This window comes from Pseudomonas sp. A-R-19 (assembly GCF_019956575.1).
In the GTDB taxonomy this organism is placed as follows: Bacteria; Pseudomonadota; Gammaproteobacteria; order Pseudomonadales; family Pseudomonadaceae; genus Aquipseudomonas.
In genome coordinates, this window is the sequence record NZ_JAHBDR010000104.1 from 96,274 (window position 1) to 108,500 (window position 12,227).

8 protein-coding genes are annotated in these 12,227 nt (G+C 63.1%); 1 reads left to right on the top strand and 7 read right to left on the bottom strand.

Going from position 1 to position 12,227, the window contains the following annotated elements:
- Positions 1-18: 18 nt before the first annotated feature.
- Together KGA88_RS31620 and KGA88_RS28400 are read right to left on the bottom strand one after the other, a co-directional pair.
- Positions 19-2,022, bottom strand: a complete 2,004-nt coding sequence (locus KGA88_RS31620; protein WP_317851688.1) for an aminotransferase class I/II-fold pyridoxal phosphate-dependent enzyme — start codon at positions 2,020-2,022, stop codon at positions 19-21.
- A 157-nt stretch (positions 2,023-2,179) separates the two neighbouring features.
- On the bottom strand, positions 2,180-3,580 hold the full coding sequence (locus KGA88_RS28400) for an MFS transporter (RefSeq protein WP_223595934.1): 1,401 nt from the start codon (positions 3,578-3,580) through the stop codon (positions 2,180-2,182).
- 327 nt (positions 3,581-3,907) lie between these two features.
- Between KGA88_RS28400 and KGA88_RS28405 the strand changes: the two genes are divergently transcribed.
- A complete protein-coding gene (locus KGA88_RS28405; protein WP_223595936.1) occupies positions 3,908-4,792 on the top strand; it encodes a LysR family transcriptional regulator in 885 nt (294 codons plus the stop codon).
- A 113-nt stretch (positions 4,793-4,905) separates the two neighbouring features.
- On the opposite strand, the gene KGA88_RS28410 is transcribed toward KGA88_RS28405, so the two are convergent.
- From KGA88_RS28410 to KGA88_RS28430, 5 genes are all read right to left on the bottom strand, one after another.
- Complete coding sequence (locus KGA88_RS28410) at positions 4,906-5,358, bottom strand: cupin domain-containing protein (RefSeq protein WP_223595938.1); 453 nt, start codon at positions 5,356-5,358, stop codon at positions 4,906-4,908.
- A gap of 476 nt (positions 5,359-5,834) precedes the next feature.
- The gene (locus KGA88_RS28415) at positions 5,835-7,253 is read right to left on the bottom strand and encodes an efflux transporter outer membrane subunit (RefSeq protein WP_223595940.1); all 1,419 of its coding nucleotides are present in this window, start codon (positions 7,251-7,253) and stop codon (positions 5,835-5,837) included.
- Positions 7,253-10,444 carry an efflux RND transporter permease subunit gene (locus tag KGA88_RS28420; protein WP_223595942.1) on the bottom strand — a complete coding sequence of 1,064 codons (3,192 nt, stop codon included), beginning with the start codon at positions 10,442-10,444 and terminating at the stop codon, positions 7,253-7,255. Before KGA88_RS28420 ends, KGA88_RS28415 begins: the two co-directional genes overlap by 1 nt.
- A 12-nt stretch (positions 10,445-10,456) precedes the next feature.
- The gene (mexE, locus tag KGA88_RS28425; RefSeq protein WP_110661495.1) at positions 10,457-11,698 is read right to left on the bottom strand and encodes a multidrug efflux RND transporter periplasmic adaptor subunit MexE; all 1,242 of its coding nucleotides are present in this window, start codon (positions 11,696-11,698) and stop codon (positions 10,457-10,459) included.
- A gap of 151 nt (positions 11,699-11,849) precedes the next feature.
- Positions 11,850-12,143: a LysR family transcriptional regulator gene (locus KGA88_RS28430; protein WP_110661493.1), complete on the bottom strand. Its 294-nt coding sequence runs from the start codon at positions 12,141-12,143 to the stop codon at positions 11,850-11,852.
- Between the last annotated feature and the right edge of the window lie 84 nt (positions 12,144-12,227).

The following is a 12,227-nucleotide window of genomic DNA, read 5'->3' on the forward strand; positions in this document are numbered from 1 at the left end:
CCGTCTTTTTATGATGAGTTAGCGAGTCTGATGAGCGTTGACGAATTGCCGGCAACGCTCGCTGCGTGGGCGTACGAACACTTCGTCCGGCGAACCGGTTTCCTCGATCAGCCCTTGATGCAGGAAGGCGACTTTGGAAGAGACATCGCGTGCGAACGCCATTTCATGGGTCACCAGGATCATGGTCCGGCCTTCTTCGGCGAGGGAGCGGATCACCCGCAGCACTTCCCCGACCAGTTCCGGGTCGAGTGCCGAGGTGGGTTCATCGAACAGCATGACCTTGGGCCGCATGGCCAGGGCCCGGGCGATGGCTACCCGTTGTTGCTGTCCCCCGGAGAGAAACGCCGGGTACTCGTTGCGCTTGGCCGCAAGGCCGACGCGTTCGAGCAGGGCTTCGGCCCGTTCAGTGGCCTCCGCACGGCTTTCACGCAGGACCTGGGTCGGCGCTTCGATGAGGTTTTCCAGCACGGTGCGATGGGGCCAGAGGTTGAAGTTCTGGAACACCATGCCCAGGCTGGAACGGATGCGCACCAGCTGTTTGGCGTCCGACACCAGCGGTGCGCCGGGACGGTTCTGGTTGAGGTGAATGCTTTCGCCATCGACCAGGATGCGGCCCTGGTCCGGCACTTCGAGCATGTTGATGCAACGCAACAAGGTACTCTTGCCCGAGCCGCTGGCCCCGATCAGCGAGATCACTTCGCCCTCGCGGGCGGTCAGGGACACGCCCTTGAGCACTTCGATATTGCCGAAGCGCTTGTGCAGGCGATCGACCTCGATCATGGTCCTGGCCGCAACCGGTTCGACGGTCGCGGTACTGGTCACGGTGCCGATCACCGGCCTCGGTACCTCACCATTGAGCACCTGGACAAAACCGCGAATACGCTGGCAGGCCTGGGCCAGGCGCTCGTCACTGAGGGTGAACGACAGCCGCACAAACCCTTGGGCCGGCTCGCCGAACGCCGCCGCATCGAGCACCGAGACGCCCGCCTCGCGCAGCAGGCGCCAGGCGAATTCCAGCGAGGTCAGGCCGGTGCCGCGCACGTCCACCAGCACGAACATGCCGGCATCGGGGTTGAGCACGCTGATGCCCGGGCAATCGGCCAGGCCGGACACCACCAGGTCGCGGCGCCGACGATAGATCTCGCGCATGCCGTGGGTGACTTCATCAAAGGACTGCACGGCCTTGAGCGCCGCTTCCATGACAAACCCGGGCAAGCCGTAGAGCATGCTCAGCACCAGGGTTTCGACATGGTTGACCAGGGTTTCATTGGCCATGACCCAGCCGATGCGCCAACCGGTCATGGCATGGGATTTCGACAGGCTGCCGATCACCACGCAACGCTCGGCCATGCCCGGCAACGCTGCCAGGCTCTGGTGTTCACGCTCGTAGGCGAGGCTCTCGTAGACCTCGTCCACCACCACCCACAGGTCATGGGCGATGGCGAGGTCGGCGATGGCTTGCAGCTCTTCGCCACCCAGCACCACGCCGGTGGGGTTGTTCGGATTGGAGAAGAAAATCGCCCGGGTGCGCGGGGTAATGGCCTTGGCCAGCACGGCGGCATCGAGGCGGAAACCCGAGTCCGCCGCACAGGGCACCCGCACCAGCGTGGCGCCGGAGGCCTTGAGCGTGGCTTCGTAGGTGACGTACATCGGATCGAAGGCAATCACTTCGTCGCCGGCACCGAGCAGGCACATCGAGGTGGCGAACAGGGCGTTCTGCGCGCCTGCCGTGAGAATGATGTTCGAGGCCTGCAGTTCGCGGCCAATCGACTGGCTATAGCGGCCGGCGATGGCTTCGCGCAAGGCCTGGCGGCCGGCGATTTCGGTGTAGTGGGTGTCCCCTTCGCGCAGGGCGTGGATGGCGGCGTCGGTGATGAAATCGGGGGTGGGGAAATCCGGGTCGCCGACGCTGAGGATGATCACGTCCTCGCCGTTGCGTTGTGCCGCGTTGGCTGCGTAGTGAATATCCCAGGCGGCAACGCCCTGGCCACTGATCCGTTCAACAAAGGGTGAAAACCGCATGCCATTGCCTCGTTCGAATTGAAGAAACGCAAGCCCGCAACCAGCCGGGGGAAGGTGGCCCCCAACATAGTCCAGACTGAACACTCGTTCAACAGAAAACTCACAAGGCTTCGCGTTCAGCGCAAACAGGTCGTTTTCACGACAGTCGCGCCGTTTTTCAGCACGGCGCGATCAAGCGACGTGAAACGATTTTGCTGACCGCTCCCAGCACCAGCGCCAAAAGAATCAGCGCCGCAGCCACCGCAAACGTCAACCGCATCCCCTGCGCGATAGCCTCGGGTTGCGCCTGCAAGATATCCTGGCTGGCCGTGCCGAAGGCGAACACGGCGCCCATCACCGAGGCGCCCGTGATCAAGCCGAGATTGCGCGACAACCCGAGCAGGCCGGAAACCACACCACGCTGTTGCGCCTCGATTTGCAGCATGACGGCGGTATTGTTCGCCGCCTGGAACAGCGCATAGCCGGCCGTGAGGACCACCATTGGCGCGAGGTAACCAGGGATGCCGACGCTCATCGGCATGACAGGCAGGATGCACGCGCCGGTCAACATGGCAATCAGCCCGAGTGCACCCGAACGCTGCGCGCCCAGCCGGTCGACCAGGCGTCCGGCGGGCATGCCGGCCAGTGCCGCCACCAGCGGGCCGGCCGACATCACCAGCCCGACACTCGCCGCCTTCAACCCCAGCGCACCCGACAAATAGAACGGGCCGACCACCAGGGTGGCCATGACGACCGTGGTCACCAGGGTGCTCATGGCGAACCCGGCGCTCAGCAGCGGATTGCCCAACATCGTCAGGTTGAGCAGCGGCGACGCAGCCGTTTGCTCGACGAACACGAACAGGACCAGGCCGATCACCGCGACCAGCAGCAGTGCGGTTTTGAGCGGACCGAAGCTGTCGCGCCCGAGGGTCATGGCCAGCGTGTAAGCCAACAGGGTCAGGATCAGGACCAGCGTGCCGAGTGCGTCGAAGTCCGGGCGGGTGGAGGTGATTTCGTGGTGATCCACCGGTAAAAAGCGCCAGGCCAGTCCGAACGCCAACACACCCAAGGGTACGCTGAGCAGAAAAATCCCCTGCCAGCCCACCTGAGCAATCAACACGCCGCCCAGCGTCGGCCCCAGGCAAGTGCCCAGCGCCGACATCGTGCCGAGAACCCCCATCGCGCTGCCGGTTTTTTCCTTGGGCACCGCCCCGCTCACCAGCGCCAGGGTCAGCGCCATCATGGTGGCCGCGCCGACGCCCTGCAGGGCCCGGGCCGCTATCAGCAACCACAGGCCGGGCGCCAGGGCGCAGAGGAGCGAGGCGACGGTAAACAGTGCAATGCCGATCAACAGCAAGCGCCGCCGCCCCATGAGGTCGCCGAGCCGGCCGACACTGACGATCAGCGCGGTGATGCTCAGCAAGTAAGCGAGCACCACCCACTGCACGGCCTGGAACGACGCAGTAAACGCCTCGGCCAGTGCCGGCAATCCAACGTTGGCAATGCTGGTGCCCAGGGATGCCAGCAACATGGATAACGACAGGCTGGCCAAGGTTCCTCGAATCGATAGGGACTTCATTTTCTCGTGACTCCGCAAACAGGTTGTACCGAGACTAAGCCCAGCCATACCATGGCGGAAGACGCAGCAGTTGCACTTAATACGTGCATACAACGCCATCATGGAAGCGGGCCCTGTGGCGAGGGGGCTTGCCCCCGTTGGGTTGCGAAGCAGCCCCCAGCGATCCTTCAGGCAGACCAAGTCGCCTGGATTTACGGCGGCTTCGCCACCGAACGGGGGCAAGCCCCCTCGCCACAGAACTCCCTATCCACAGAACCCCCTCACCACAGGGGTCCCTATCCACAGGGGTCCCACTCCACAGGGCCCGCTCCCACAGGAACCCATTCCATGCCCGATCTGAATTTGCTGATCACCCTGAACGTATTGCTGGAGGAAGGCAGCGTAGCCCGTGCCGCAAAGCGTTTACGCCTAAGCCCGTCCGCCATGAGCCGGGCACTGGCGCGACTGCGCGAAACCACGGGCGATCCGCTGTTGGTGCGGGCCGGGCGCGGGCTGGTGCCCACCCCTCGGGCGCTGGAGTTGCGTGAGCGCGTGGGCTTGCTGGTGCAGGACGCCGAAGCCGTGCTGCGCCCCGCAGAAGCCCTCGATCTCAAGCAACTGACCCGCACCTTCACCCTGCGTACCAGCGACGGTTTCGTGGAAAACTTCGGACCGCCACTGATCGCCCGCCTCAACGCAGCAGCGCCCGGTGTCCGCTTGAATTTCGTGCAGAAACTCAACAAGGACAGCACCCTGCTGCGCGACGGTTCGGTGGACCTGGAAACCGGTGTGATCGACGAATCCACCAGCCCGGAAGTGTGCACCCGGATGCTGTTTCGCGACCGCTTCATTGGCCTTGTGCGTGAGGGTCACCCGTTGACTCAAGGTGAAATGACAGCGGTTCGTTATGCCGCCGCCCGGCACATCCTGGTCTCGCGCCGGGGCCACGAAAAAGGCGTCATGGACGACGCCTTGAGTGAACTGGGATTGCAGCGCGACATCGTCACCATCGTCGCCGGCTTCTCCTCTGCGATCGCATTGGCGCGGGCTTCAGAGCTGGTGGCCAGCGTACCCGAGCGACACGTCGGCAACCTGTGCCAGGGGATGCACTGCTTTGCCCTGCCCTTCCCCACGCCGCCGATCACGGTGTCGATGCTGTGGCACCCGCGCATGGACGCCGACCCGGCGCATCGCTGGCTGCGCGGTTGCGTGTGGGACGTTTGCAGTCAATAACGCCAGCGGAAAACGTAGGAGCGAGCCTGCTCGCGATGGTCGTTAACGATAACGCGTGCGTCCTGACTGAACGCGGTGCTCTTGAGTCCATCGCGAGCAAGCTCGCTCCTACATTACTGCTTGAGGATCAGCAGCGGCTCGCCTTTCTTGACGATGTAGGTGGCCAGTTCCGATGCCTTGTCCTGGCCTACGTTCTTCGCCACATGCGCAACGCCTGCGGGGATGTACAACGAATCGCCGGCCTTGAGCGTCACCGGTGCCCGCCCTTCCAGTTGATACTCGAAGGTGCCGCTGATCACGTGCGCCACCTCTACGCCCGGGTGGGCATGTTTGGGCGACGTCACGCCCGGATCGAAGTCCACGAGCACCTGAAGGACTTCGCGATCGGCGGCGCCCAGGTCTTCGCGTACCAGATCGGTTCGATGCAGGCCCTGCTGCCAGCTTTTCATCGCCGGGGCCGGCTGTACTTCCTGGGCCTGCGAGAGGCTCGCGAAGGTCGCCAGCCCCGCTGCTGCCAGGGCGATGCCAAGCTTGCCGATGGTGTGACGGGTGTTGATACGCAACATAGCCTTGCCTCCAGTTGAACCATGCTCGGCCGTGCCGAAAGCGGCGCGGTGCCGGTGATTGCATTTGAAGGCCGCCGTGTATCGCCAGGGTGTCGGGAAGCCCGGGTTTTGTATGTTCGGGTAACGGCGGGCGTTGCGGATACCTGCGGATACAAACCCGTCAGGCTTGCCACGCATTGGGGACGGGCAATAAAAAGGTTCTTCACGCAATCCCGGGAAACACCGGCAACGCAATACCTGTAGGAGCTGGCTTGCCAGCGATGGACCCAAGCGCGCCGCGTTTAGTCAGGACGCCCGCGTTATCGTTGACGACCATCGCTGGCGAGCCAGCTCCTACACGAGACCGCGTGACCTACAAATCCTGTAGGAGCCGGCTTGCTGGCGATGGGCTCAAGTGCGCCGGGTTCAGTCAGGACGCACGCGTTATCGTTGACGACCATCGCGAGCAAGCTCGCTCCTACAACAACACCGGGTCCTCAGTTGTTTTTCGCCAGCCTGGTATCCCCGCTGTCCCAACCACCGCCCAAGGATTTGTAGATCGCGACAATCGCGCGGTACTGGTCGGTTTCACCCAGTGCCTGGGCATCCTCGGCGTTCAACCGCTCGCGTTGTGCGTCGAGCAACACCAGGTAATCCACCACCCCTTCCTTGTATTGCGTCGCCGCCAGGTCGGCCGCAGCACGGCTCGACTCGCTTTGCTTGATCAGCGACAGCAAGCGTTGCTGGCGCTTGCCGTAGTCGCTGAAGGCGTTTTCCGATTCTTCCAGTGCGAGCAACACCTGTTGCTCATAGGTCGCCAATGCCCCTTCGGCGTCGGCGTTGGCCCCGCGAATACGCGCCCGCACGCTGCCCAGGTCAAACGCCGCCCAGGTGATGCTCGGCCCCAGGCTCCAGGCGCGGGCGGCGCTGGAACCGATTTGCGAACCACGCCCCGCCGTGAACCCGAGGAAGCCACTCAGGCTCACCCGTGGAAACAGGTCGGCGGTGGCCACGCCGACATCCGCCGTTGACCCCGCCAACCGACGCTCCGCCGCGAGCACATCCGGACGCCGGTGCAGCAGCTCGCCAGGGTCGCCAATCGGCAACGCCTTGGCGATGGCCGGCAAGTCTTTTGGACCCAGGTCGATGCCCAGCGTGTCCGGGCGCTCGCCCAGCAATGTGGCGATGCGGTTCTTGTGGTGCACCTGTTCCGCCTGCAGTTCCGGCACGCTCGCCTCGACGGCCGCCAACCGCGCATCGGCACGCACCACGTCGAGTTCGTTGCCCACGCCAGCGTCACGCAGACTCACCGTCACGCTGCGCGATTCGCTTTGATTCTTGAGGTTGGCCAGGGCGATTTTTTCCCGCAGTTGCGCACCGCGCAGCTGACCATAGGCATCCACCAACTCGGCGATCATGCTCACCCGCAGTTGGTACAGGTCCGCCGCCGTGGCGTCTTCCCGGGCATCGCTGGATTCCAGTTCGCGCTGGATGCGCCCGAACAGGTCGATCTCCCAAGCCATGTCCAGGCCCAGATCGTAGCGGTCGGTATTGACCCGATGCTCTGTCTGCCCCGGCACCTGCGACTTGCCCTGCTGGCTGCTGACCCGGCTGGTGACCACCGGCAGGTTGTCGTTGCTGACGTCATCGCGGATGGCCCGGGCGGCCTTCCAGCGGGCGAAGGCCACGCGCAGGTCGCGGTTGCCATTGAGCGCTTTGCCGACCAGTTGATTCAGTGTGGGGTCATCGAATTGCTGCCACCACACCGTTTCGAAACGCGATTGATCGTAGTTGGCTCCTTGCGCCGAGACGACATGGGCAGGTGCCGTGTCCGGGGTTTTGTAATCCGGCCCGACCGTGCAGGCGGCCAACGCGGTGACCAGCAGACTCGGTAACAACAGCTTGAAAGCGTTCATCAGTGTGCCTCCGGATCAATAACGTTGAGCGAGTGAACATGGGCCGCCTTGCGCGCGGCTTTACGTTCGATGTAGCGACGGATCAGGACAAAGAACACCGGCGTCAGCAGCAGGCCGAAGAAGGTCACCCCGAGCATCCCGGAGAACACGGCGACGCCCATGGCCCGGCGCATTTCCGAACCGGCACCGGTAGACGTCACCAGCGGAATCACCCCCATGATGAAGGCGAACGAGGTCATCAGGATCGGCCGCAGGCGCATGCGGCAGGCGTCCAGCACGGCGTCCAGCGGCGACAGGCCCTGGTCCTGTCTGTCCTTGGCGAACTCGACGATCAGGATCGCGTTCTTGCAGGCCAGCCCCACCAGTACGATCAGGCCGATCTGGGTGAAGATGTTGTTGTCGCCCTTGGAGATGATCACCCCGGCAATCGCCGACAGCAGCGTCATCGGTACGATCAGGATCACCGCCAGCGGCAGGCTCCAGCTTTCATACAGCGCTGCCAGCACCAGGAACGCCAGCAATACGCAGAGCGGGAACACCAGCAGCGCAGTGTTGCCGGAGAGGATCTGCTGGTAGGTCAGGTCGGTCCACTCGTAGGTCATGCCGTTGGGCAGCTCTTCCTTGAGCAGCTTTTCAATCGCCGCCTGCGCCTGGCCGGAGCTGTAGCCCGGGGCCGCGCTGCCGTTGATTTCCGCAGTGACAAAGCCGTTGTAATGCGAGACCCGGTCCGGCCCCGACGTCGGGCTGACCTTGACGAAGGTCGCCAGCGGAATCATCTCGCCACGGTCGTTGCGCACCTTCAACTGGCCGATCTGCTCCGGCTCCTGACGGAACTGTTGCTCAGCCTGGACATTGACCTGATAGGTACGGCCAAAACGGTTGAAGTCATTGGCGTACAGCGAGCCCAGATACACCTGCAGCGTGTCGAAAATGTCGTTGATCGCCACGCCGTGGGTCTTGGCTTTTTCGCGGTCGATGGCGGCCTCGACCTGGGGTACGTTGACCGTGTAGCTGGTGAACAGATTGGCGAGCTCGGGAACGCTGCGGCTCTTGCCGATGATGTTCATGGTTTCTTTGTACAGTTCGTCGTAACCCAGGTTGCCGCGGTCTTCGATCTGCAGGCGGAAACCGCCGATGGTGCCCAGGCCTTGAACCGGCGGTGGCGGGAACACCGCGGTGTAGGCGTCCTGAATGCCGCCGAACTTGGCGTTCAACGAAGCGGAAATCGCCCCGGCCGACAGGCTGGGGTCCTTGCGCTCATCGAATGGCCGCAAGCCGATGAACGCGATACCGGCGTTCGGGCTGTTGGTGAAGCCGTTGATCGACAGCCCCGGAAAGGCCACGGCACTGTCGAAACCCGGCTCGTTCATGGCAATGGTGCTCATGCGCCGGATCACCGACTCGGTGCGGTCCAGGCTGGCGGCGTCCGGCAATTGCGCAAACGTCACCAGGTACTTCTTGTCCTGGGTCGGCACGAACCCCGTCGGCGTGGTGCTGAAGCCCATGTACGTCATGGCGATCAGGCCGGCGTAAACCAGCAACGCCACGCTGCTGCCACGGATGATTTTTCCAACCGCCACCACATAGCCGTGACCGGCCTTTTCGAACAGACGGTTGAAGGGCTTGAACAACCAGCCACCGAGCAAGCGGTCCAGCACCTTGGAGAAACGGTCTTTCGGTGCGCCGTGAGCCTTGAGCAGTACCGCTGCCAACGCCGGCGACAAGGTCAGGGAGTTGAACGCCGAGATCACCGTCGAGATCGCGATGGTCAGGGCGAACTGCTTGTAGAACTGCCCGGTCAGCCCGGAAATGAACGCCGCCGGCACAAACACTGCACACAGCACCAATGCCGTGGCGATGATCGGCCCGGTCACTTCGCCCATGGCTTTTTTGGTGGCTTCGGCCGGTTCGAGTCCGGTTTCGATGTTTCGCTCGACGTTCTCTACGACCACGATGGCATCGTCGACCACGATGCCGATGGCCAGCACCAGGCCGAACAGCGACAGCGCATTGAGCGAGAAGCCGAGCAAGTGCATCACGGCAAAGGTGCCGATCAGCGACACCGGCACCGCCACCAGCGGAATGATCGACGCGCGCCAGGTTTGCAGGAACAGGATCACCACCAGCACCACCAGGATCAGCGCCTCGAACAGCGTGTGCACCACCGCCTCGATCGAGCTGCGCACGAAGATGGTCGGGTCGTAGACGATCTCGTAGTCCATGCCTTCCGGGAAGCTCTTCTTCAGCTCGGCCATCTTCGCCCGCACCTGGTCGGACACGTCGATCGCGTTCGAACCCGGGCGCTGGAAGATCGGCATCGCCACCGCTTCCTGGTTATTGAGCAGTGCGCGCAGTGCGTACTGGTTGGAGCCCAGTTCAATCCGGGCAATGTCCTTGAGGCGGGTGATCTCGCCATCGGCGCCACTGCGCACGATGACGTTTTCGAATTCTTCTTCGGTGACCAGCCTCCCCTGGGAGTTGATCGACATCTGGAAGCTAGTGGCATTCGGTGCAGGCGGCGAGCCCAGTTGGCCGGCCGCGACCTGACGGTTCTGTTCACGCACCGCATTGACCACGTCGGTGGCGGTCAGGTTGCGTGACGCGGTCTTGTTCGGGTCGAGCCAGATGCGCAGCGAGTAATCGCCGATGCCGAACATCTTCACGTCACCGATACCGTTCAGCCGCGACAGCTCATCCTTGACGTTGAGGATTGCGTAGTTGGACAGGTAGAGCATGTCGTAGCGCTTGTCCGGCGACACCAGGTGCACCAGCAGCGTCAGCTCGGGCGACGCCTTGTCGACGGTGATGCCGATGCGCGTCACCTCCTCCGGCAACTTGGGCTCGGTGCGGGTCACGCGGTTCTGCACCTGCACCTGGGCGTTGTCCAGGTCGGTGCCCAAGGCAAAGGTCACGGTGAGCGTGAGCCGGCCATCCGCCGTGGACTGCGAAGACATGTACAACATGTTCTCCACGCCGGTGATGGCTTGTTCGAGCGGCGCGGCCACGGTTTCGCCGATGACCTTGGGGTTGGCGCCCGGGTAGTTGGCATGGACCACCACGGTGGGCGGCACCACTTCCGGGTATTCGCTGATCGGCAACTGGAACAGCGAAATGCCGCCGGCAATCAGGATCAGCAGCGACAGCACCGCGGCGAAGATCGGCCGCGTGATAAAGAACTGGGAGAACTTCATGGCTGTGTTCCTTTATCCGCGAGGCGATACGGCAGCATCGGTTTTCACCAGCGCCGGTGACGGAGCGACGGGCTGATTACCCGCCTCGATGGCCTGCCGTTGACGGGCCAGGGTGGCGACGGTTTGTGCATCGGCCATCGGCGCGTCCTGAGGCGCGACCACCGCGCCGGGACGGACCCGCTGCAGACCGTTGATGACGATGCGGTCTTCCTTCTGCAAACCGCTGCGCACGATGCGCAAGCCTTCGAGCTTCGGCCCCAGGTCGACGCTGCGGTACACGGCCTTGTTGTCCTGGTCGATCACCAGCACGAACTTCTTGCCCAGGTCGGTGCCCACCGCCTCGTCCTTGATCAGCAGGCCGGCATAGGCCGCGCTGCCCACCAGTTTCAATCGGGCGTACAACCCCGGGGTGTATTGGCCGTCGGCGTTGTCGAACACCGCACGGCCGCGGATGGTGCCGGTCTTGGGATTGACCTGGTTATCGACAAAGTTCATCTGCCCCAGGTGGCGATTGCCCTCCTCGTTCGACAAGCCCATGTACACCGGCGTGGACTGGCTGCGCTGGCCTTGGCGGGAGAGCTGGCCGTACTTGAGGAACAGGCGTTCGTCCGCGTCGAAATAGGCGTAGACCTTGTCGGTGGAGACCACGCTGGTCAGCGCCGAGGTGTCGGCGGTGACGATGTTGCCGGCGGTGATTTCGGCACGGCTGACCCGGCCGCTGATCGGCGCGGTGACGCGGGTGAAGCTCAGGTTCAGGCGTGCGAGATCGAGTTGTGCCTGCACCGCATCGACGGCCGCCCGGGCTTCCTGGGCGGTGGTGGTGCGCGTGTCGGCCAGCTCCGCGGAGATGGCATTGCTGCTCAACAGGCGCTGGCCGCGTTGCGCTTCGTTGGCGGTTCGCAGCAGCGCGGCGCGAGCTTGTTGCAATTGTGCTTCAAGGCGGTGCACTTCGTGTTCGAACGGCCGTGGATCGATCTGGAACAGCAAATCCCCCTTCTTCACCGACTCGCCATCGGTGAAGGCCACGCGATCGATCTGCCCCGACACCCGCGGGCGAACCACGACAGTTTCCGGCGCCTCCAGACGGGCGGTGACCTCATCCCACTCGGTAATGGGTTGCTCAAGGACTTTTGCGACGGTGACAGAGGGCGCACCAGGCGCCTTGGCGGCATCGGGTGCGTGACCGCAGGCCGTGATGACTGCCAGGGTCAGGACAGCAAGTGGATAACGCAAAGGTTTGAGTGACTGTTCCATGGGGGGTGTCCGCCAGACGGTTAGGGGTTGGAAAATTCTCGGCCTCACGGGGGGCAGCGACGAATTGAATGGAGTGAACTTGGCTATCATCATTAATGATAGCTATCATGTTTAACCGCAAAAAAACCAATGTTCGAATCAAGCCTATGAATTAGCAGGGTTTTTTATTGGAATCCGTCAGACTGATGACGGAACAAATGGAGTCCAGCGCGGGCCCAAGCGCTTGCGCGACCTGCAAGGCACGGGTGGTCGGTTCCATTTTGTGGCCAATGCGTTTAAACAGAGGGTCGTTGAACAGTCTTCGCAGACGACCCAATGCACCGCTGACGGCCGGCTGGCCCAGGGACAGTCTTGCTGCGGCCCGAGTGACATTGCGCTCCTGAATGAGCGCCTCGAAAACCACCAGCAGATTGAGGTCGATACTGCGCAGATCATTACGTTTCATGGGTAAAAGCACCCTTTGCGGTGGTTCGACTCGAGCCACTGGCTCGGGACTGGCAAAACCATGACCGCGAATTTATATTACGAC